We start from the raw sequence: 20634 nt of genomic DNA, 5'->3' as shown, positions 1-20634 counted from the left end.
TGACGCCCGCCGGGGTGCCGCGTTAGGCTGGGCTTTACCCACCTGGAGGACCCCATGCCGAAGATCAATGCCGAGCGCCTGCTCGCCGACCTGGACCACCTGCGCACCATGGGCGGTGTAGAGACGGGCGTGATCCGCACCGCGCTCAGCGAGACGGACATGGAGGCCCGGCGCTGGCTGAAGAAGCGCTTCGAGGAGGCCGGTCTCGAGACCACGATCGACGGCGTCGGCAACGTGCTTGGCCGCTCCTCCAAGCCCGGCCCGGCCCTGCTGATCGGCAGCCATTCCGACACCCAGCCCCGCGGCGGCTGGCTCGACGGCGCCCTTGGCGTGATCTACGGCCTGGAGATCGCCCGCGCGCTCGCCGAGGACCCGGAGACCGCCAATCTCGCCGTCGACGTGGTGTCCTGGCAGGATGAGGAGGGCTCGTTCATGAGCTGCCTGGGCAGCCGCTCCTGGTGCGGCGTGCTGGACCCGGAAGCCGAGACGGCCGCCACCGCCCGCGACGGCACCAAGCTGACCGACGCCATCGCCGCCGCCGGCCTGACGAACGTGCCGCGCCTCACCATGGAGGAGAACCGCTACCTCGGCTATCTGGAGGCCCATATCGAGCAGGGCGCCTATCTGGAGCAGGCCCAGCAGCATGTGGGCGTGGTCACCGCCATCGTCGGCATCCGCGCCATGCGCTTCAACTTCTTCGGCGAACAGAACCACGCCGGCACCACCACAATGGCCCGGCGCAAGGATGCCGCCACGGCGCTGTACGAGCTGGCCCACCGGGTGAACCAGGAGTTCCCGTCGGTCGCCGGCGAGCGCACGGTCTGGACCATGGGTCGCGCGGTGGTGCAGCCGGGGGCCGCCTCCATCGTGCCGGGCTATGCCGAACTCGACCTGCAGTTCCGCGACCAGGACGAGAGCATCCTCGACAGGTTCGAGGAGATCGCCGCCGCCATCGCCGACGACATCAACAGCCGCGGCAAGGCGCGGGTTGAATACACCCGCTCGCGGCAGCCGGTGCGGCCGTCCTACATGGATGAGGGCTTCCAGAAGCATATCGCCGCCGCCGCCGAGGCGACCGTGCCGGGCAAGTGGCAGTCCATGCCCTCGGCCGCCGGTCACGACCCGATGGTGATCACGGCCAAGCTGCCCTGCGCCATGCTGTTCGTCCCGTCGATCGGCGGCATCAGCCACGACTTTGCCGAGGACACGGACCGGGGCGATATCGCCATCGGCTGTCAGGTCCTGGCGAATGCGGCCTCTTCGATCCTGCAGGAGCGGCGCAACGCATGAGCCCGGACAGGCAGGCCGCCCTCGCCGACCATCTGATCAGGGCCCGTACCGGCGGGGCGGCCACGCCGCTGCCGCCGGCCGACCTCGAACCGGAAAGCGTGGACGAGGGCTACGCCGTCCAGGCCCTGGTCCATGACCGGTTGGAGAAAGCGGGCTTCGGCCCGCGCACCGGCCACAAGATCGGCTGCACGACAGCGGTGATGCAGGCCTATCTGAAGATCGACCATCCCTGCGCCGGTGAGGTCTTCGGCTCGACCGTCTATGAGCATATGGCGAGCCTGCCGCTGTCCCGGTTCAATCGGGTCGGCGTGGAATGCGAGATCGCCGCGCGGCTGGGCGCCGACCTGCCGGATACCGGCACGCCTTACGACCGGGACGGCGTTGGTCATGCTGTCCAGGCGCTGATGCCGGCGATCGAGATCGTCGACGACCGCTACAGCCACTTCCCCTCCTTCTCGGCTCCTGTGCTGATCGCCGACGATTTCTTCAATGCCGGCGTGGTGCTCGGCCCGGCGCTGGAGGACTGGCGATCGCTGGATCTGGACGGGATCGAGGGCGAGATGTTCGTCGACAAGGTCCGCGCCGGGGCGGGAAAGGGGCGCGATATCCTGGGGCATCCGCTGAACGCGCTCGCCTGGCTCGCCAATCACCGGGCGACGCTGGGGCAGCCGCTGAAGGCTGGGGAGTTCGTCATGCTCGGCAGCGTGGTGAAGACCATCCACTTCAGCGAACCGGCTGATGTCCTGATCCGCTTCGAGCATCTGGGCGAGGCTCGGGTGCGCTTCACCTGACAGGCATCAATTCAATCTAAGTGAGTATTTCAGAGTATGTCGGACATTTATAAGTAATAAAACATACAAGGATAATGGTTATTAAAAGCCCAGGGAAATTAAGTAAGTTTTAAGTGACGATCATTGATCTTCGTCAAAATCTTGATGACGGAGTATCACTAATGCGTGGCTTCTTCACTCGCATGCGCTTGACCACCAAGGCCAGTATGGTCACAGCGGGGCTGTTGGTCCTGCTGGCGTTCGCCCTGTCCGTCGCCGCGATCGGCGCGGTCGGCGGATCGATCAGCACGGAGGCGATCAATCGCCAGAACGCGAGCCTGCGGATCGCGGCAATGGAACTGTCGGCCCGCTACCCGGAGGTCCAGGTGACCTTCGACCAGGCCGGGGTGGTGCAGAAGATCACGATCCCGGCGCTTCCGGACTTCGAGAGCCACGATCTGATCGACCGGATCGGCCGGATGACCGGTGAGACCGCGACGGTCTTCGCCTGGGACGCCGAAACCAAGGATTTCTGGCGCAAGACCACGAACATCATCAAGCCGGACGGCAACCGGGCGGTCGGCACGCCGCTCGGCCAGACCGGCGCGGTCTATCCGGTCGTCACCGGCGGCAAGACCTTCCTGGGCCAGGCGGTCATCCTCGGCATTCCGTACTACACGGTCTATCAGCCGATCCTCTCCACCGGCGGCGACATCATCGGCATCCTCTATGCCGGCGTGCAGAAGGAGCGGATCGAGGCGGTGATGTATGACATCACCTGGTCGCTTGTGATCACCACGGCGGTTGCCACGGTGATCGGCATCATCCTGGCACTGATCGTCTTCCGCACGATGCTTCGTCCCATTCCGGCCCTGTCGGCAGTGATGCGGCGTCTCGCCACCAACGAGGTCGAGCTGGAGGTGCCCTATCGCGCCCGTGGCGACGAGATCGGCGAGATGGCGGCCGCCGTCGAGGTCTTCCGGGTCAACGCCAAGCAGAAACTCGAGCTGGAGGCCCGCGAGGAGGAGAACGAACGCCGCGCGGAAGAGGAGAAGCGCCGGGCCATGGGCCGGATCGTCGACGATTTCGAGGCGGGCGTCGGCGCGCTGGTCCAGGCCGTGAGCGCCAAGGTCGTCGCCATGCGCGGCACCGTGGAGTCGATGAGCACGTCGAGCCAGCAGGCGATCTCTGAGGCGGCGATGGTCGTCAATACCGCCGAGCAGGCCTCCTCCGACGTGCAGACGGTGGCCGCGGCGGCCGAGGAGCTGCGCAGCTCGATCACCGAGATCAGCCAGCAGATGAGCCACCAGACCGAGGCCGCCGAGCTGGCGGTGGGGGCCGCCGAGGTCAGCGACCGGGAGATCAAGGGGCTCGCGTCCAAGGTCGACGCCATCGGCGAGGTGGTGAACCTGATCACCAGCATCGCCGAGCAGACCAATCTGCTGGCGCTGAACGCCACGATCGAGGCGGCCCGGGCGGGCGATGCCGGCAAGGGCTTCGCCGTGGTGGCGTCGGAAGTGAAGAGCCTGGCGACCCAGACCGCCAAGGCGACCGAGGAGATCGCCGCCCAGATCCGGGACGTGCAGGAACAGACCGGCAGTGCGGTCTCCGCCATCAACGACATCAACACCCGCATCGAGAAAATCCGCGAGATCTCAGCCTCCGTCGCCTCGGCCATCGAGGAGCAGAACGCGGCGGCCTCCGAGATCGGCCGAAGCACCCAGGAGGCGGCCCAGGGCACCCAGACCGTGTCCCGCTCGATCAACAACGTGACCGAGGCCTCCGGCCTGGTCGGGGCGAGCGCCGGCGAGGTGCTGGAGGCGGCGGGCGAGCTGTCGTCCCAGGCCGACCAGCTCACGGTCCAGGTGGCGGAGTTCGTGAACCGGGTCCGGGTCGCCCGACCGCGAAACCAGCCGACGGCCCGGGTCTTCCGGGCCGTCGGCGCGACACCTGTGACAGTGGTGCCGGTGCGGTGAACGGCCGCCGTTGACCGGCGCGGGCGACGGCCTAACCTTCCGACCATGGCCGCCAGTACCACCGCCCCCCATCCCCAGACCTGGATCGAGGTTCGCCCGCAAGGGCTCTACTGCGTGCCCGGCGGGTTCTATGTCGACCCCGTGCGTCCCGTGGACCGGGCGGTGATCACCCACGGCCATTCCGATCACGCCCGCTCGGGCCATGGCGCCGTCGCCGCCACGCCGGAGACCCTGGCGATCATGACCGCCCGCTACGGCGCGGAGCCGGACCAGGACCGCCAGGCCCTGCGCTACGGCGAGCGTCTGAAGATCGGGGATGTCACCGTCAGCCTGCACCCGGCGGGACACGTGCTTGGCAGCGCCCAGGCCTGCCTGGAGTACAAGGGCGCGCGGATCGTCGTCTCCGGCGACTACAAGCGCCGCGCCGACCCGACCTGCGCCGGGTTCGAGCCGGTCCCCTGCGACGTCTTCGTGACCGAGGCGACCTTCGGCCTGCCGGTGTTCCGCCATCCCGACGACCGGGGCGAGATCGCCAAACTGCTGGACAGCGTCGCCCTGTTCCCCGAGCGCTGCCACGTCATCGGCGCCTATGCGCTCGGCAAGGCGCAGCGGCTGATCGCCCTGCTGCGCCAGGCCGGGTGGGAACGGCCGATCTATATCCACGGCGCGCTGCAGAACCTCTGCGACCTCTACCGCGACCACGGCATCGACCTGGGCGAGCTGCTGCCGGCGACGGCCGGGCAGAAGGGCGTGGCCCGCGACGAGTTCAAGGGCGAGATCGTGCTGGCCCCGCCCTCGGCCATCGCCGACCGCTGGGGCCGCCGCCTGCCGGATCCGGTGGTGTGCATGGCCTCGGGCTGGATGCGGGTGCGCCAGCGTGCCCGGCAGCGCGGCGTGGAGCTGCCGCTGATCATCTCCGACCATGCCGACTGGGACGAGCTGCTGAAAACCTTCGACGACGTCGGCGCGCCGGAGATCTGGATCACCCATGGCAGCGAGGAGGCGCTGATGCACGCCGCCGCCGCGCGGGGCTACAAGGCGCGGGCCCTGGCCCTGGTCGGCTACGAGGAGGAAGGGCAGTGAAGCCGTTCTCCGAACTCCTCGACCGGCTGATCTACACCCCCTCGCGCAACGCCAAGCTGGCCCTGCTGGTCTCCTATTTCAGGCAGGCACCCGACCCGGACCGGGGGTGGGCCCTGGCGGCGCTGACCGGCGGTCTCGGCTTCAAGGGTGTGAAGGCCGGCGCGGTGCGCGAACTGGCGATGCGCCGGGTCGATCCGGTGCTGTTCGGCTGGTCCTACGACTATGTGGGTGACCTGGCGGAGACCACCGCCCTGATCTGGCCGCAGCGGCCGACCAACCGGGACTGGCCGTCGCTGACCGAGGTGGTGGAGCGGCTGCACGCGGCGACGCGCGCGGAAGCGGCGGATGTGGTCGAGGAATGGCTCGATCCGCTCGACGCCACCGGCCGCTGGGCGCTGCTGAAGCTGATCACCGGAGGTCTGCGGGTCGGCGTGTCGGCCCGGTTGGCCAAGGTGGCGGTGGCCGAATACGGCGGCGTCGATCCGGCTGAGATCGAGGAGCTGTGGCACGGGCTGGAGCCACCCTACGAGGAGCTGTTCGCCTGGCTCGACGGCCGCGCGGACCGCCCGGATCTGGAGGACCGGCCGATCTTCCGCCCGCCCATGTTGGCCCATCCTTTGGAGGAGGGCGAGGCCGAGGCGCTGGACCTGTCGGACTTCCGGGCCGAGTGGAAATGGGACGGCATCCGGGTGCAGATCGCGGCCCGGGGCGGGGAGGTGCGGCTGTACTCGCGTACCGGAGACGATATCGGCGCGACCTTCCCCGACATCCTCGACCACGTGACCTTCCGGGGCGTGGTGGACGGCGAACTTCTCGTGGTGGCGGGCGGCGAGGTCCGGCCGTTCAACGAGCTGCAGCAGCGCCTGAACCGCAAGACCGTCACCGCACCGATGCTGAAGAAATACCCGGCCTTCGTGCGGCTCTACGACATCCTGTTCGACGGCGACGAGGACCTGCGCGAGCTACCGTTCGACGAGCGGCGAACGCGGCTTGAGGCGTTCTTCGCCCGCGAGGCGCCGCAGCGCATGGATGTTTCCGACCTGGTAGCCTTCGGGAGCCTGGAGGAGCTGGAGGCCTTGCGGGTCGGCGCGCGCGGCACCGCGACCGAGGGCCTGATGCTGAAGCGGGGCGACGCGCCCTATGTGGCCGGTCGGCCCAAGGGGCTCTGGTACAAATGGAAGCGCGGACCGCTCACCGTCGATGCCGTGCTGATGTACGCCCAGCGCGGCCACGGCAAGCGGTCCTCCTACTATTCCGACTACACCTTCGGCACCTGGCGAGACAATCCGGCGAGCGGGGCGGGCGAGCTGGTGCCTGTCGGCAAGGCGTATTTCGGCTTCACCGACGAGGAGCTGAAGCAGCTCGACAAGTGGGTGCGCGACCACACGGTGAAACGCTTCGGTCCGGTGCGCGAGGTGTCTCACGGGCTGGTGCTGGAGGTGGCCTTCGACAGCGTCCACCGCTCCACCCGCCACAAGTCGGGCGTGGCCATGCGCTTTCCCCGGATCTCGCGGATCCGCTGGGACAAGCCGGCCGGCGAGGCCGACCGGCTGGAGATGCTGGAACGGATGATCGAGTAGGGACCGTCGGGCCTTACAGAAGGATCTCCAGCAGCTCGCTGGCGATGTGACGGCCGAGCACCGGGAAACTGCAGCCGATATGCCCGGTCGCCGCATCGACCCAGAGGACCTGGGCGCTCAGGGTGATCGGATCGGCGATGCCGCCGCTGAGAGTGCCGGTGAGGGTGTCGCCCGGTTCGGGCGCCGGCTGGTCGGGCAGACGCGCCAGCCGGATGCCGCCGATCGACAGGTCGAGCACGGGATAGGCGCCCGCCTCGGTCTCGAACTCGTAGCCCTCGATCTGGACGCGGTTGGCGTGACGACGCTCGCCCTGGGGCGGGCCGTCCTCCATATCGTCCAGGGTCGGGGGCTCGGAACTCACGGCAAGGCCTTCACCGTGGTGCGCAGCAGCGTCTGAATCGTCGGGCTGGCCTTCGCCAGCTCCTCGGTCAGCTGGGATGCGTCGGCGTACATCAGGGTCGCTTCGGTCAGTGCGGTCGTGGTCGCCGTGTAGGCGCCGCTGTCCTCGCCGGCCAGTAGGTCGAGACGTCCGAAGAGCGATCCCGCCTCCAGGACCTCGCTTCCGTTCGCCACCGAAGACGACTGAACCGATCCTTCCAGAAGGAGATAGACGCGTTTGCCGGGATCGCCCCGACGGGTAATCACCTGGCGCTGTTTGATCTGGCGCTTCTCGAAAATTCCAAGGTCACTCATTCGGTCGCCTCAATCTGCTCTGCGCGGCCGATCTATAATCGACATTTTAGACAAGATAAACGTTTTGCGTTCTGGTCGCGCATTTTTCGCATACGTATGCAGGTCTTGGATGACGTTGTCCGTTACCGTCATGGACGCGCCGCATCGATCCGGGTCTTCAGCTTGGTGGTGCCGTTGCGGGACCGGACCACCAGCTCCTTGGTCTGGGCCTCGCTGAGGTCGACACCCTCCAGAACCGCGCCGGTCAGGTCCGCGCCGCGCAGGTCGGCCTCGGCCATGATCGCGCCGGTCAGGTCGGCGCCGTGCAGGTCCGCCCCGGCCAGATAGGCGCCCTGCAGGTTGCAGCCGCGCAGGTCCGCTCCCGACAGGTCGGCGCAGGTCAGCTCGATGAAGGCCAGGTTCTTCTTGCCGAGCTTGGCGCCCTTCAGGATCGCCCGCTGGCCCTTGCGTCCCTCGCTCATGACCCATTCCACATGGGCCGACAGCTTCTTCTGGGTCGCCTTGTCGAGATCCGCCAGTCCGAAGAAGCCGCGCGCGCCTTCTAGGTCGGCGCCCTCAAGATTGGCGCCGACAAGCTTGGCGTTGCGCAGATGCGCGCCCTTGAGCTTGGCACCGCTCAGGTCGGCGCCGTTCAGGTTGGCGCCGGAGAGGTTGGCGTCCTCCAGGCTCGCATCCTTGAGAATCGCACCTTCCAGGTTGCACTCGAACAGGTTGGCCCGGCGCATGTTGGCGCCCGCCAGGAAGGCCTTGCGCAGTTCGGCGCGTTCGAAATCCGCGTCGCTGAGGTCGGAGTTCTCCTTCACGCCAGGCAGTGGCGAGGTCGCGGGGCCGAGATCGGCCCCGGAAAGATCCACCTTCTTCATGTTGGAGCCCTTCATGCGCACGCCGCGCAGCCCGGCATTGCGCAGGTTCGAGCCTTCGAAGGTGCACACGCTCATGTCGCACAGCTCGAAGTTCGACTCCTGGAAGTTGACCCGCCAGAATGAGCAGTTGATGAAGATCGCCCCGGTGAAGGCCGAATTGTGGACGTCGATATCGGTGGCCTGGATGCCGGTCAGCGTGGCATCCATCAGATTGATCCGCTCCCCTGTTTTCGGGTTCTGCAGATACCGCTCGTGCTTCTTCAGGAGTTCCGAGAAGGTCGCGCGGTCTATCCTTCGGTTCTTCGATGTCATCGCCGGTTGACTGTTCTATCCAGACGGTTGCCGTTCTGTGGTCCGGCCGCGCCTGCGCTCCCGTCGTGAGCGCGTGCCGTGGTCCGGGTCAGCCAGTCTTGACGGGTTCCCTGCGGAGCGGCTGTGACAGACAGCGCGGGCCGCCGCCGGCGAGGGTGAACATCGTCAGGGCAGGATCGTATACTTTGATGCCAAGGCTGCGCAATTGGGCGTTCGCCGTTTCGGCTTCCGCCGAAGAGATCACGCGGTCGTCTCCAAGCGACAGACAGTTGCCGGCAAGTCGCATCGCGTCGGCATAAGTGGTCGGTACGGCCTTGATTCCGAGTTCCGCCAGCCAGTTCACAATTTCCGGTTCGACCACGTCGGTGCAGACCAGGGCGAGGGACTCGTTAACCATGGAGATCAGCAGATCCAGGTGCAGGAAGTGTTCGGCGATCGGGATGATCCGGCACTCCCAGCCCTCGGCCTCGAACCAGGCTTTGGCCTGCTCCGCGCCTTCCGGCGTGGTGCGGTTGCCGGACATGCCGATGGCGGCCACGCCCGGACGCAGCAGGTGGACGTCGCCGCCCTCCAGCGAACCGGCGGTCACCCAGTTCCAGATCGGAATGCCGGTGTTCAGATGGAATCGGACGGTCGGCGCGACCTCGCCGCGGCGCTGTTCGCGCTGCATCTGGCCGATCAGGATGCCCCAGGGGGTCATGATGGCCGGGTCGCGGGTATAGACGTGATAGCGCAGCGCCGGGTCCGGCTCGACCATGTGCACCCGCACGCCGGCATCCTCGAACGCCGCGACGAAGGCGGCGTGCTGGTCGGCCGCCAGCTTGGGGTCGAAGATGATGCCCTTGCGCAGGGTCTCCTTGGCGACCGCATTGGCGCCGAACCAGCCGAAATGCTCGGGCGAACGAAGGGCCACGTCGCGCAGCACACCGTAGTCGCTGTCGCAGCCCCAGGGCGTATTGTCCATGAAGGGTTCCGTTCGGTTAGTCGGCCGCGCGAGCAGCCAGTTTGCGGAGTTCGGTTTTCAGGATCTTGCCGTAGTTGTTTTTCGGCAGGTCGTCCACCAGGAGATAGTCCTTGGGCCGTTTGAAGCGGGCGATGTTGTCCAGGCAGAGCGTGTCGAGCTCGGCCGGGGTGACCGTCTGACCCGGATGCGGGCGCACGAAGGCGATCACCTCCTCGCCCCAGTCGGGATGCTCGCGGCCGATCACCGCGCATTCCAGCACGGCGGCATGGCGCAGCAGCACCTCCTCAACCTCGCGCGGGTAGATGTTGGTCCCGCCGGAGATGATCACGTCCTTGGAGCGGTCCTTCAGCGTCAGGAAGCCCTCCGCATCGAAGCTGCCCACATCGCCGGTCCACAGCCAGCCGTCGCGCAGGGAGGAGGCGGTGGCGTCGGGATTGTTCCAGTAGCCGACCATGACCACGTCGCCGCGGCAGATCACCTCGCCCGGCTCGCCGACCGGCACGTCCCGGCCGTTCTCGTCGACCACGCGGACCTCCACGTCGGTGCGCGGGAAGCCGGTGGAGCCGATGTGGGCCTCGTAGCGCGGATGAGAGGTGTCGGTGAAGATGTGCTTGGGCAGGCCGGTGATGGTCATCGGCGCCTCGCCCTGGCCGTAGATCTGCACCAGCTTCGGGCCGAGCAGGGCGAGCGCGCGCTTCACGTCCTCCAGGTACATCGGCGCGCCGCCGTAGATGATGGTCTTCAGGTTGGACAGGTCGGCCTGGTCGATGTTCGGGGTGTTGATCAGGCGGGTCACCATGGTCGGCGCGAAGAAGAACGAAACGCCGGGCCAGCGTTCGATCAGCGCCAGGGTCTCGGCCACGTCGAAGCCGCCGGATTTCGGCACCACCGTGTTGGCGCCATGGGCCACGTGCGGCAGGCCGTAGAGGCCGGAGCCGTGGCTCATCGGGGCGGAGTGGATGATGCTGTCGGTCGGCAGGATCGTGTCCACATCGCCGAAATAGTTCATCACCATCGACATCAGGTTGCGGTGGGTCAGCATCGCCCCCTTGGGCCGCCCGGTGGTGCCGGAGGTGTAGAACAGCCAGGCGAGATCGGTCGGCTTGGTGTCGGCGAGAGCGGCCGGCTTGCCCGCTCCGAGCGAGGCGTAGTCGGCGCTGTCGGTGGAGATCAGGTACTCCAGCGCCGGCGTCTCGCCGCGGATGCCGGCGAGATCGGCTGCCAGCTCCGGCGTGGCGAGGCAGGCGCGGCTGCCGGAATTCTCCAGGATGAAGGCGTGCTCCTTGGGGTGCAGCTTGGCGTTGACCGGCACCGCGGCCAGCCCGGCGTGCCAGACCGCGTAGAGGGACTCCCAGCATTCCGGGCTGTTCTTCATGACCAGCGCCACCCGGTCGCCGCGCTCCAGCCCGAGTTCCCGCAGTCCGCCCGCCCGGCGCGCCACCCGGTCGGCGAAGCCCGCGTAGTCGCACAGCGTCTCGGTGCCCAACGAGAGCGCCGGTCGGGCGGCGAAGCTCCGCGCCACCTGGGCCAGCACGGTTGCCTGGTTCATCCCTTGTCCTCCTCGACTTTCCACCCCGTGTTTCGCCGCCTGCCGTTGGTCGCGGGTCGGCGGGCGACGGTACCAGCGTGCCACGAGCGGGGGTAGAGCCCGTCGGCGCGCCCGCCTATCCTGGCGGCAAAAGAAACCTGTCAGGGGGAGGACGGACCATGTCCGCCAAAGATCGCCGGATCGCCGATATCCGGGTTCACAAGCTGCGCGCGCCGTGGATCGACCCGCCGCGCTGGTCGCCGAGCTACAGCCGGCTACGCGAGCTGATCGTCGTGGAGGTGGAGACGGCCGGCGGGGTGGTCGGCATGGGCTATCTGCAGATCCTGAACGGCGGGCTGGAGACCATCGCCGCCTGCATCGAGGAACTGGTCAAGCCGCACGCGATCGGTCGCGACGTGACCGAGGTTGAGGCGCTGTGGGAGGAACTCTGGCGGGCGAACTACTGGATCGGCCGCATGGGGATCACGGTGATGGCCCAGTCGGCCCTGGACATCGCTCTGTGGGACGCCAGCGCCAAACTGGCCGGGTTGCCGCTGTTCCGGCTGTGGGGTGGCGCGTCGAAGCCGCTGGACGCTTACGGCAGCGGCTGCTGGCGCGGGCTCGGCGGCGACGGCATGGTCGACAAGGCCAAGCGCTATGTCGGCCGTGGCTTCAAGGCGATCAAGATGCAGGCCGGCCATCTGTATGACGACCGCACCGACATCGCCCATGTGGCCGCCATGCGCACCGCGCTCGGCGAGGGGGTCGAGATCTGCATCGACGTGAACATGGGGTGGACGGCGGATCAGGCAATCGCCGTCGGCCGGAAGTTCCAGGACCACGGGGTCTACTGGCTGGAGGAGCCGGTCGATTGCGAGGACATCGAGGGCTATTTCCGCATCGCCGACGCGCTGGATCTGCGCGTGGTCGGTGGGGAGACCCATTTCACCCGCTACGACCTGCGGCCGTTCTTCGCCCATCCGAAGATTCCGATCCTCCAGCCCGACGTCATGCGCGGCGGCTTCACCGACCTGCGCCGGATCGCGGCGATGGCCCATACATCGGGGATACGCATCGCGCCGCACCTGTTCCCGGAGCTGATGGTCCACCTGATGGCGGCGATCCCGAACCCTCACTGGATCGAGTATGTCGACTGGATGGAGGACGCCTGGGTGGACCCGATTCTGCCGCAGGCCGGGAGCTACAGGCCGCCGGAACGATCCGGACACGGCCTGGCCTTCAAGCTCGACTTCATCACCGAGCATAGGCTGCCCTGACAGCGCGCTGCGCGACAGGGTCGGGAGGCTTTTGCCCCTCTAACCTCCTGTTCCGCATCGCGCCGCCGGTCGGCCGATCGCGTCGGCAATGATCTCGAGTGTGAGGAAACTCACAAACGCGGCGGCGCTTTGCCGGTTCTCATCGCGATGGTAGCGTCGGGGGCATGGGGCGAGGATGGAAGAGTCAGCAGTGACAGGGAATAACGGGGAGCAGGCTAGGCTGTCTCGGACGACGGGTTCGTCCGCGTGGCGGCTGTTCGTTCCGGTCGCCGCCCTGGTGCTGTTCGCGGTGGCGTTGGCGGTCGGTGCGGTGTGGCTTGCGGTTGTGGAGATCGATCGAACCGCGGCGCGCTCGTCCAACCGCCTCGCCCAGACCGCCATCGAGGACGTCACCCGCGACATGGCCCTCCTGGCCAAGGATTACGCCTATTGGGACGTGACGATCCGCAACGTCCTGGTGAACCTCGATCCGACCTGGGCGGAGCACGATCTCGGCACCTATATCTCGGAAACCTTCGGGGTCACGGGAACGATCGTCATCGATGAGGATGACAGCGTCGTCTTTTCCTGGACCCACCCGGACCGACCGGCCTTCGCGGATGAGGCGGCACGCCAGGTCGTGGACGACCTCGCCGTGGTGATCGGTCAGACCCGGTCCTCGCCGATGGATCATCCGAGGGGCTTCCCATGCCTGGTCCGTACGTCCGCGGGTCTGTACGTGGCCGGGGTGGCCGCCATCACGCCGGAGCAGCCGGCGCCGGACGACCTCGACCCGCATCCGCGCCCCGTCCTGATCGTGCTGCGGCCGCTCGACGAGACCTGGCTGACGGTCACGTCCGAGCGCTTCGCGTTGCGTAATCTGAGGGTGGTTTTCGACCTCAAGTCGGGTTCAGAACAGGCCGTCCATCTGTTCCGGTCGGACGGGACGGAGGTCGCCATCCTCGACTGGGAGCCGCCGAATGCCGGGCTGAACGCACTGCGCGACCTGGCCGTGCCGGCCGCCATCCTGCTGGCGCTGGCCCTGGCGGCGGGTGCTGTGGTGATCACCCGGGCGATGCAGGCCCAGCAGGCCCTGGTGTCGCGCGCCCAGGATCTGGCGGATGCGAACTCGGACCTGGTGAACCGTGACCAACAGGTGCGCTCGGCGCTGCAGCGCGCGGAGCATGCGACCCGGGCGAAGAGCGCGTTCCTGGCGCGGATCAGCCATGAGATCCGAACGCCGCTCACCGCCATCATCGGCTTCTCGCAGATCTTGAAGCTGCAGCACCGACCGAACACCGAGAAGACCCGCGAACAGGAATACGCCGAGATCATCCACGAGAGCAGCCAGCACCTACTGGCCCTGGTGAACGACCTGCTCGACCTGTCGAAGATCGAGAGCGGCGGCTTCGAGATCAATGAGAGCTGGGTCGACCTCTCCCGCGAGATCGCCTCGATCAAGACGGTGCTCGGGGTCGAGGCCGACCGCAAGGGCGTCAGCCTGCAGATCGACGTGCCGGACGAGGTGCCGGCGCTCTATGCCGATGCGAAGGCGATCCGCCAGATCCTCACCAACCTGGTCTCCAACGCCCTGAAGTTCACGCCCCAAGGCGGGCAGACGGTGGTGCGGCTGGCGCCGGCGTCGGACGGGACGCTGACCCTGGCGGTGGCGGATACCGGGGCCGGCATCGACCCGCACGACCAGAAAACCATCTGGGAGCCGTTCACGCGGGCCCGGAACCCGGCGCTGTCCCAGGCCGAAGGCACCGGACTCGGGCTCTATCTGGTCAAGATGCTGGCCGAACTCCACGGTGCCGAGGTCGGCATGGAGAGCGAGCCGGGCAAGGGCACGGTGGTCAGCGTGGTGTTCGGTCCGGAGCGGGTCCGCGATATGGCCGCCTGAGGCCGGGCGGTCACAGTAGCCCGAACGGATCCGTTGACAGCGGGCCGTCGGACAGCAGAGCGATCCGGACATCGGAGAAGGTTGTGGGCTCGCGGTCGGCGAGATCCACGCCGGCGGCCAGATCGTCCATGGACGCCGCATTCGCCTGCGACAGCGTGATCTCATAGCCGCCTGTGTGGCCGAGATAGCCGTCGACCTCCAGGTAGTAGGTGCCGCCTGTCGTTGCGGTGAACGCCAGGTGTGCATCCTGGTCGGTGCCGCCGTCGAAGTCGTAGGCGACGTACTGACCGGCGGAATCGTAGACATAGAGGTCGGGATCGAAGAGCGATCCGCCTTCGTCGGACGCAGCATGGACCTGCACCACCACGGTCTGCCCGGCCTCCAGGTCCGCCGCGTACCAGTCGCGGTCGCCCTCGGCCCCGATCGTCCCGGTCGCGGACTGACCGACGGCGATCCGTGCGCCGGTCGCTGTGGAGCGCTCGAACTCCGTCCCCTCTTCGGAAACCGGAGCGGCCCCGGCGCCCATCAGTCCCTGGCCGCCCGGCGACCGACCCTCGGCGGCGCCGGCGGTGATGTAGTGCTCCGTCGCCCGGTCCCGGTTGCCGTTGACCACGGCCGCGATGTCGGGATTGGCGGCCATGTAGGCGTCGGCGTCGAAGGTCACGGTACGGCCCTCGAACCGGCCGCTGTCGAGGTAGTGACGGGTGGCGGCGTCCCGGTCGAGACCGAAGACCGCCTGCAGATCGGCATAGGAGGCCAGGTATTCCAGGCCGTCGAACTCGGAGATCCGGCCTTCCCACACGCCGCTATGGATGAAGTGATCGCGGGCGGCGGCGGCGTCCCGTCCGAAGACGGCCTCCAGGTCGGGATACGAGGCGATGTATTCGAGCCAGGAGACATGCGGGTCGACATGGGTGGCGAGGGTGTAGGAGACCGACCCCTCGTGATCGAGCAGGAAATAGGTTGTCTTTCCGTCTGCCGGGTCTACCGCGGAGCGCGGCCCGTGCCCGCCCTGCTGCAACCCGTCGATCACCTGGCCGAAGCTGAGCCGACTGCCGGTCGAGGCTTCCACCAGGGCCTGCATCGTGGCGACGGTGGCGGACACCTGCGGCGCGGCGAAGCTGGTGCCGAAATCGCCCCCGTTCGGGAAGTGCTCCCCGTCCGCCAGGATGTGAACGCCGCCGCTGTAGTTCTGCGAGAACCAGGAGGGATTGCCCGAACCGTCGTGGCTGCCGACGGAGATCACATTGCCGAAGCGGGCAGGGTACTGAGGGTATTCGAGATAGGTCCGAGTGCCGTAGTTGCCTGACGCCGCGACGCTGTAGATGCCCTGGTTGTGCAGCAGCGCGATCTGCGAACGGAAATAGCTGGTCCAGGAAGAATAGTAGCCGCCGAAGCTCATGTTGACCGAGCCAACGTGCCAGCCCTCGTTCGCCAGGTTGTTGACGTCGTGGAGGGCGTCGCGGATGGCGAGGCTGGAGATCAGGGAACCGCTGTTGTTCGAGATCTGTAGATCGAGACGCTCCAACTCCCCGTTCGTCGTCTCGACCGACTGCGCGACCCTGGATCCGTGCGAACTGGTTCTGCCGCCGTCGGTGTCGCCGTCCCTGCCGTAATAGTCGTAGTCGAACAGGCTGGGGCCGTAGACGGCCTCTGTCTCGTGGGTCACGCCGCTATCGACGATCGCCACCGACCAGTTCCCCATGGCCCCATCCCCCCGGACTCATAGCGATGCACGAGATCGAAAACTGGGGCGGAACCAGCAGGCAGGGGCAGAGCGGGCACGGGAAAGGTGCCGGCTTACCCAATGTCTGCGGGTGCCGGACTTCTGTCCGCTCGCTCCCAATCCTCGTCTCCCATAAAAAATATACGGAAGGTTGCGTGAGGAGTCGAAGTGTTGCGTTGTGATAAGGATCACACTTCTGGGACTTGCTGCATGGTGGATCTGATTGAGTGATTTTTTGTGGTTTTATAATATCCCTATCACCATGAGGTCTTTCCCAGTTGCCGGACGGTCCGGTGGCAAAGGGGGTCAGGGCGGGGGAGGTCACGATGGCGCATCCGAAGGTTCTGGTCGTCGGCGCGGGGCCCGTCGGGCTTGCCGCGGCGAACCGGCTGCTCCGAAACGGGGCGGCGGTCCGGATCATCGACCGCAATCCCGCGCGCACGACCTTGAGCAAGGCGCTGGCGATCAATGTCCGCACGCTGGAGCACCTGGAAGCCTCCGGGCTCTCCGACCGGTTGATCGAGGCTGGGCAGCGGATCAACCGGATGCGGTTCTTCCGCGGCGCCGACCCGCTGGCCGAGATCGACCTGAGCCGGCTTCACCATCGCTACAACTATCTGGTCTGCCTGCCGCAGTCGGAGACCGAACGGATCTTCGAGGACGAGCTGAACGCCCAGGGCGGGCGGGTCGAACGGGAGACCGAGCTCACCGGATTCCACCGGGAGGGTGAGACGGTCACCGTGGCCCTGACGGGGCCCGGCGGCTGGGCGGAGACCGCCACGGCGGACTATCTGGTCGGCGCGGACGGTGCCCACAGCGCGGTGCGCAAGGGCCTGGGCGTCGGCTTTCCCGGCGGGCGGCACGACCTGCGCTGGAACCTTGCGGATGTTCAGATCGACGGACCCTACAGGGATGACGAGGCGGTCATGCATCTCCAGCCGGCCCACGCCATGCTTGTCCTGCCCCTGGGGCGGCGGTGGTTCCGGATCGTCACGACCGTGCCGGACGCCTTGAACCGGCTGCCCCTGGGCCGCGTGGTCGGGGAGCCCGCCTGGAATACCGACTTCACCACCAGCCACCGGATCGTCGACAGCTACGGAGCGGGACGGGTCTTCCTGGCCGGCGACGCCGCCCACCTGCACTCGCCCGCCGGCGGCCGCGGCATGAACCTCGGCATCGAGGACGCGACGGTCCTGGCCAACCGGATCGTGGGCGGCGGGCTGGAGACCTACTCCCGGGATCGCCGCAAGGTCGGCCTGTCCGTCATCGCCCAGACCGAGCGGATGCTGGCCATGGTCACCCTGCGCAACCCGCTCGCCCAGGCCCTGCGCAACCTGGCCCTGCGCTGCCTCGTCCCGCTGGAGCCGGTTCAGGCGCGGCTGCGTCCCCGGCTGATGGGCCTCGCCGACTGAGGGATCAGACCCGATCCGCTCCCCGGGCATGGTAACCTCGCCTTAATCATCCGGCCTTAGAGTCCGGGGGTCTCCGAACGGTCCGCGACGGGACGTCCACGGTCGGGAGTGCCTATGAAATCGCTAATTCGTCCGGTGAGATCGGGTTCCTTTGACGATGCGGGGGCGGAGGACGTCGTCGATCACGTCGACCACCCCATGGTCGACCGCTTTGCCCAGCTTTGGCAGGCCAAGCGCGGGGCGGGCGCCTATCCCGACCGGGCCGATTTCGAGTTCGAGGAACTGGCGCCCTGGTTCGGCCACGTGATCATCATGGACATGCTCGAGAACGGGGCCGATTTCCGCTACCGCATGGTCGGCACCGCGATCACCCGGTTCCTCAACCGCGACTATACCGGTCAGACGGTGATGGAAAGCAACTATGCCGGTGCCCGGGACAAGGTGCTCGACACCTTCCATCGCCCGGTGCGCGAGGGTCGGCCGGTGTTCCGCCGCGGGCACGTGATCTGGGCGGTGGACAAGTCCTGGCGCACCTACCAAAGCGTCCATTGCCCGATTTCCGCCGGCGGCCAGGCCGCGGCGATGACCATCGGCGTGCTCTACTTCAGCCTGGATCCGGTGCCCGATCCGACCGTCGGCGGCGGCCGACGCCTGGGCTGAACCGGCCGGGCCCGCGCGGTCCGGCGGCACTCCGTATCTTGCGGCCGGTTCCGTGTTGGCCCAGGCTTGCTTCAACCAATGACGGGTGTCCCGACGAGGACCCCGCGAGGGAGGAGCACCCATGACGGCTTTTAGCATTGCCCCTGTGCATGACGAATTCGGCGCGCGCCTGACCGGCCCCGATCTCAAGCAACCGCTGAGCGACGCCGTGGTCGAGGAGATCCGCGACGCCATCGACGCCTATTCGTTTCTCGTCTTCCCCGGCCAGCACCTTCAGGACGACCACCAGCTTGCCCTCACCCGGGCGCTGGGCGAGCCGGAGGCGAACCACGTCACCCTCGGCACGACCGGGCAGGTGGAGCATTTCCACACCATCGGCAACGTGATGGAGGACGGCACCAAATACGGCAACGCGCACCAGCGCACCGTGTTCCAGACCGGCAACAACCTCTGGCACTCCGATTCCTCGTTCCGCTCGGTGCCGACCTTCGTGTCCATCATGTCGGCCCATGAGGTGCCCGAGCAGGGTGGGGAGACTGAGTTCGTCAGCGGCCGCGCCGCCTATGGCCGCCTGTCCGTGGAGGAGCAGGCCCGGCTCGATCCGCTGGTCTGCATCCATGACTACGTCTTCTCGCGCTCCAAGGTCGCGCCGGTCTCGGAATCCCACGCGGCGTCCCTGCCGCCGGTGCGCCAGCGCCTGGTCCGGGCCAATCCGCGCACCGGGGCGCGCAACATCTATATCGGCTCCCACGCCAAGGAGATCGAAGGCTGGAGCCATGACGAGAGCCGCGTGCTGCTCGACGCCCTGCTGGCGGAGGCGACCCGTCCGCAGTCGATCTACCGCCACCGCTGGCAGCCGGGCGACCTGGTGATCTGGGACAACCGCTGTCTGCTGCACCGCGGGGCCGGCTACGACGCCGACGCCTATCGCCGCCGGATGCGCCAGACCCGCGTCCATGGCCTGTGCAACACGATGGAAGAGACCGTGCCGCCACTCGCGGCGGAATAGGAAGACTTGCCGATTTTTGGGCGGTATTCGCCATCCGTCACCGATCCGATGATGACGCACTGAGAAGCCGCCGGCCGAAGCCCGCGCGGAACGAGGAGGGAGACCCGCATGATCTATGAACTGCGCACCTACACCACGCCGGCCGGCAAGGCGCCGGAACTGGCCCGCCTGTCGGGCGAGGTCGGCCGGCCGATCCGGGGCAACGAGTACGGCAAGCTGGAAGGCTATTGGTTGACCGAGATCGGCGCCCTGAACCAGGTGCACCACCTGTGGTCCTACAACGACCTCAATCACCGGGCCGAGCGCCGCGCCGCCCTGGGCGAGAACGCCGACTGGAAGAACAAGTACCTGACCCAGGCCGGCCCGCTGATCCTGCGCCAGGACATCCGCCTGCTGAACCCGATGAAGCCGCTGGCGCCGCCGTCGGGCGAGGGCCACATCTACGAGTACCGCTACTACCGTACCAAGGTCGGCAAGGCGAAGCCGTGGCTGCAGCACTTCCTCGAGGTCCAGCCGACGCGCGAGAAATACTCCAAGAATGTCGGCATCTTCCTCACCGAGGCGGGGCAGCCGAACGAGGTCTCCCATATCTGGGTCTATGACAGCTTCGAACACCGCATGGAGGCCCGCAACGCCTGCGCGAAGGATCCGGCCTGGCAGAGCTTCCTTAAGGAGGCCGGCGGCTTCCTGGAGGAGATGCACTCGGTGCTCTGGTTCCCCTCGGCCCATTCGCCGATGAAGTGAGGGGGGCGATGCTCCCCGGTTGAAAGACGCGACACCCTCGGGACCTTCCCGGGGGTGTTTCGTTCTTGGACGCCGCTTCTGAACGAATACCCTCTCTCCTTCACTCCCCGGATTCAGTCCGGGGCCCACGGTAGAGCCATGCGCGATCCCATCCGCCCGAGATGCGGAAGGGTGGGCCCCGGAATAAATCCGGGGAGTGAAGAAGAGGGAGATGGGGAGGCGCCCTCAGTTGAACGCGGAGAAATCGCGATTGGCGATCGCCTCGGTCCGGGTCTCCGGCGCCAGCTCCGGCGGGCCGAAGAGGCGGGTCGCCACGCGCATCACCACCGACAGCCCCGCCAGCAGCAGCAGGCCCGGGCCCAGGACCATGAAGGACTTGATAACCCAGCGCTCGCCGATGCCGTTGGTCTCGCCGGCCGTCTCGTCATGTACCCAGGCGATCCAGAAGAAGTCGAAGCAGTCGGCGGTGAAGATCGCCACGAAGGGCAGCAGCAGGAACAGCCCGCCCAGCAGCTCCACCCAGAGCCGGCCCCGCTCGCCCAGCCTGCCGCGCAGCATGTCGAGCCGCACATGGGCGTTGCAGGCACAGGCATAGCCGAGCGCGCAGAGCATGATGATCGCGTGCAGATGCCACTCGGCATCCTGCAGTGCCGGCGAGTTTAGGTAGAAATGCAGGTCGCTCTGCATCACGAACTCGAACTTGCGCAGGTAACGGCGGGCCAGGGCGTCGAACAGGATGATGGCGATCAAGGGCAGGAACAGCCAGGACACGGCCTCGCCGACCCAGACCACCGGCCGCTCCAGCGCGTCGGCCACGCGCAGGACGCGGCGCCAGGGGGCGGTATTGGCTGTCATGGCGCGTCCT

General features: G+C 67.3%; 18 protein-coding genes. 11 read left to right on the top strand and 7 right to left on the bottom strand.

Features of this window, described 5'->3' with window-relative positions; translation table 11 throughout:
• The first annotated feature begins 54 nt into the window (after positions 1-54).
• The 5 genes from ACOQOP_RS13405 (at position 55) to ACOQOP_RS13385 (ending at position 6699) form a co-directional block, all read left to right on the top strand.
• Positions 55-1290 carry a M20 family metallo-hydrolase gene (locus tag ACOQOP_RS13405; RefSeq protein WP_420562305.1) on the top strand — a complete coding sequence of 412 codons (1236 nt, stop codon included), beginning with the start codon at positions 55-57 and terminating at the stop codon, positions 1288-1290.
• Positions 1287-2081: a 2-keto-4-pentenoate hydratase gene (locus tag ACOQOP_RS13400; RefSeq protein ID WP_420562304.1), complete on the top strand. Its 795-nt coding sequence runs from the start codon at positions 1287-1289 to the stop codon at positions 2079-2081. Before ACOQOP_RS13405 ends, ACOQOP_RS13400 begins: the two co-directional genes overlap by 4 nt.
• A 206-nt stretch (positions 2082-2287) precedes the next feature.
• Positions 2288-4036 (top strand): methyl-accepting chemotaxis protein, encoded by a 1749-nt coding sequence (locus tag ACOQOP_RS13395; protein WP_420562303.1) that lies wholly within the window; start codon positions 2288-2290, stop codon positions 4034-4036.
• Positions 4037-4081: 45 nt separating this feature from the next.
• Positions 4082-5119: a ligase-associated DNA damage response exonuclease gene (locus tag ACOQOP_RS13390; protein WP_420562302.1), complete on the top strand. Its 1038-nt coding sequence runs from the start codon at positions 4082-4084 to the stop codon at positions 5117-5119.
• A complete protein-coding gene (locus ACOQOP_RS13385) occupies positions 5116-6699 on the top strand; it encodes a cisplatin damage response ATP-dependent DNA ligase (RefSeq protein ID WP_420562301.1) in 1584 nt (527 codons plus the stop codon). The genes ACOQOP_RS13390 and ACOQOP_RS13385 overlap by 4 nt, the downstream gene beginning before the upstream one ends.
• A 13-nt stretch (positions 6700-6712) precedes the next feature.
• Here the strand turns inward: ACOQOP_RS13385 and ACOQOP_RS13380 are convergent, their stop codons facing one another.
• The 5 genes from ACOQOP_RS13380 to ACOQOP_RS13360 all read right to left on the bottom strand — a co-directional run bounded on the left by ACOQOP_RS13380 (position 6713) and on the right by ACOQOP_RS13360 (position 11080).
• A complete protein-coding gene (locus ACOQOP_RS13380; RefSeq protein ID WP_420562300.1) occupies positions 6713-7060 on the bottom strand; it encodes a PilZ domain-containing protein in 348 nt (115 codons plus the stop codon).
• The gene (locus ACOQOP_RS13375) at positions 7057-7392 is read right to left on the bottom strand and encodes a cyclic nucleotide-binding domain-containing protein (protein ID WP_420562299.1); all 336 of its coding nucleotides are present in this window, start codon (positions 7390-7392) and stop codon (positions 7057-7059) included. The genes ACOQOP_RS13380 and ACOQOP_RS13375 overlap by 4 nt, the downstream gene beginning before the upstream one ends.
• Positions 7393-7520: 128 nt before the next feature.
• On the bottom strand, positions 7521-8567 hold the full coding sequence (locus tag ACOQOP_RS13370) for a pentapeptide repeat-containing protein (RefSeq protein WP_420562298.1): 1047 nt from the start codon (positions 8565-8567) through the stop codon (positions 7521-7523).
• Positions 8568-8655: 88 nt separating this feature from the next.
• Positions 8656-9531, bottom strand: a complete 876-nt coding sequence (locus ACOQOP_RS13365) for a dimethylarginine dimethylaminohydrolase family protein (protein WP_420562297.1) — start codon at positions 9529-9531, stop codon at positions 8656-8658.
• Positions 9532-9547: 16 nt separating this feature from the next.
• Positions 9548-11080, bottom strand: a complete 1533-nt coding sequence (locus ACOQOP_RS13360) for an acyl-CoA synthetase (protein WP_420562296.1) — start codon at positions 11078-11080, stop codon at positions 9548-9550.
• Positions 11081-11238: 158 nt separating this feature from the next.
• Between ACOQOP_RS13360 and ACOQOP_RS13355 the strand changes: the two genes are divergently transcribed.
• Together ACOQOP_RS13355 and ACOQOP_RS13350 are read left to right on the top strand one after the other, a co-directional pair.
• Positions 11239-12336, top strand: coding sequence for a mandelate racemase/muconate lactonizing enzyme family protein (locus ACOQOP_RS13355; RefSeq protein WP_420562295.1), 1098 nt, complete (start codon positions 11239-11241; stop codon positions 12334-12336).
• A gap of 190 nt (positions 12337-12526) precedes the next feature.
• A complete protein-coding gene (locus ACOQOP_RS13350; protein WP_420562294.1) occupies positions 12527-14218 on the top strand; it encodes an ATP-binding protein in 1692 nt (563 codons plus the stop codon).
• 10 nt (positions 14219-14228) lie between these two features.
• On the opposite strand, the gene ACOQOP_RS13345 is transcribed toward ACOQOP_RS13350, so the two are convergent.
• On the bottom strand, positions 14229-15923 hold the full coding sequence (locus ACOQOP_RS13345; protein ID WP_420562293.1) for a S8 family serine peptidase: 1695 nt from the start codon (positions 15921-15923) through the stop codon (positions 14229-14231).
• 347 nt (positions 15924-16270) lie between these two features.
• On the opposite strand from ACOQOP_RS13345, the gene ACOQOP_RS13340 reads away from it, so the two are divergent.
• From ACOQOP_RS13340 to ACOQOP_RS13325, 4 genes are all read left to right on the top strand, one after another.
• Positions 16271-17356, top strand: coding sequence for an FAD-dependent oxidoreductase (locus tag ACOQOP_RS13340; protein ID WP_420562292.1), 1086 nt, complete (start codon positions 16271-16273; stop codon positions 17354-17356).
• 114 nt (positions 17357-17470) lie between these two features.
• Positions 17471-18016 (top strand): PAS domain-containing protein, encoded by a 546-nt coding sequence (locus ACOQOP_RS13335; protein WP_420562291.1) that lies wholly within the window; start codon positions 17471-17473, stop codon positions 18014-18016.
• A 121-nt stretch (positions 18017-18137) separates the two neighbouring features.
• Positions 18138-19025 (top strand): TauD/TfdA dioxygenase family protein, encoded by an 888-nt coding sequence (locus ACOQOP_RS13330; protein ID WP_420562290.1) that lies wholly within the window; start codon positions 18138-18140, stop codon positions 19023-19025.
• A 108-nt stretch (positions 19026-19133) separates the two neighbouring features.
• Positions 19134-19769: an NIPSNAP family protein gene (locus ACOQOP_RS13325; RefSeq protein ID WP_420562289.1), complete on the top strand. Its 636-nt coding sequence runs from the start codon at positions 19134-19136 to the stop codon at positions 19767-19769.
• 225 nt (positions 19770-19994) lie between these two features.
• On the opposite strand, the gene ACOQOP_RS13320 is transcribed toward ACOQOP_RS13325, so the two are convergent.
• Complete coding sequence (locus ACOQOP_RS13320; protein ID WP_420562288.1) at positions 19995-20624, bottom strand: TRAP transporter small permease subunit; 630 nt, start codon at positions 20622-20624, stop codon at positions 19995-19997.
• Positions 20625-20634 lie beyond the last annotated feature (10 nt).

The sequence above is a fragment of the Thalassobaculum sp. genome (assembly GCF_965223715.1).
GTDB lineage: Bacteria > Pseudomonadota > Alphaproteobacteria > Thalassobaculales > Thalassobaculaceae > Thalassobaculum.
This window is presented reverse-complemented; position numbering and strand designations above follow the sequence as displayed.

Bases quoted from the DNA above. Each gene is read 5' to 3' on its own strand.
- ACOQOP_RS13370 (WP_420562298.1), bottom strand. From the start codon at position 8,567: ATGACATCGAAGAACCGAAGGATAGACCGCGCGACCTTCTCGGAACTC.
- ACOQOP_RS13320 (WP_420562288.1), bottom strand. From the start codon at position 20,624: ATGACAGCCAATACCGCCCCCTGGCGCCGCGTCCTGCGCGTGGCCGAC.
- ACOQOP_RS13390 (WP_420562302.1), top strand. From the start codon at position 4,082: ATGGCCGCCAGTACCACCGCCCCCCATCCCCAGACCTGGATCGAGGTT.
- ACOQOP_RS13395 (WP_420562303.1), top strand. From the start codon at position 2,288: ATGGTCACAGCGGGGCTGTTGGTCCTGCTGGCGTTCGCCCTGTCCGTC.
- ACOQOP_RS13365 (WP_420562297.1), bottom strand. From the start codon at position 9,531: ATGGACAATACGCCCTGGGGCTGCGACAGCGACTACGGTGTGCTGCGC.
- ACOQOP_RS13335 (WP_420562291.1), top strand. From the start codon at position 17,471: ATGAAATCGCTAATTCGTCCGGTGAGATCGGGTTCCTTTGACGATGCG.
- ACOQOP_RS13360 (WP_420562296.1), bottom strand. From the start codon at position 11,080: ATGAACCAGGCAACCGTGCTGGCCCAGGTGGCGCGGAGCTTCGCCGCC.
- ACOQOP_RS13340 (WP_420562292.1), top strand. From the start codon at position 16,271: ATGGCGCATCCGAAGGTTCTGGTCGTCGGCGCGGGGCCCGTCGGGCTT.
- ACOQOP_RS13330 (WP_420562290.1), top strand. From the start codon at position 18,138: ATGACGGCTTTTAGCATTGCCCCTGTGCATGACGAATTCGGCGCGCGC.
- ACOQOP_RS13405 (WP_420562305.1), top strand. From the start codon at position 55: ATGCCGAAGATCAATGCCGAGCGCCTGCTCGCCGACCTGGACCACCTG.
- ACOQOP_RS13325 (WP_420562289.1), top strand. From the start codon at position 19,134: ATGATCTATGAACTGCGCACCTACACCACGCCGGCCGGCAAGGCGCCG.
- ACOQOP_RS13375 (WP_420562299.1), bottom strand. From the start codon at position 7,392: ATGAGTGACCTTGGAATTTTCGAGAAGCGCCAGATCAAACAGCGCCAG.
- ACOQOP_RS13345 (WP_420562293.1), bottom strand. From the start codon at position 15,923: ATGGGGAACTGGTCGGTGGCGATCGTCGATAGCGGCGTGACCCACGAG.
- ACOQOP_RS13355 (WP_420562295.1), top strand. From the start codon at position 11,239: ATGTCCGCCAAAGATCGCCGGATCGCCGATATCCGGGTTCACAAGCTG.
- ACOQOP_RS13400 (WP_420562304.1), top strand. From the start codon at position 1,287: ATGAGCCCGGACAGGCAGGCCGCCCTCGCCGACCATCTGATCAGGGCC.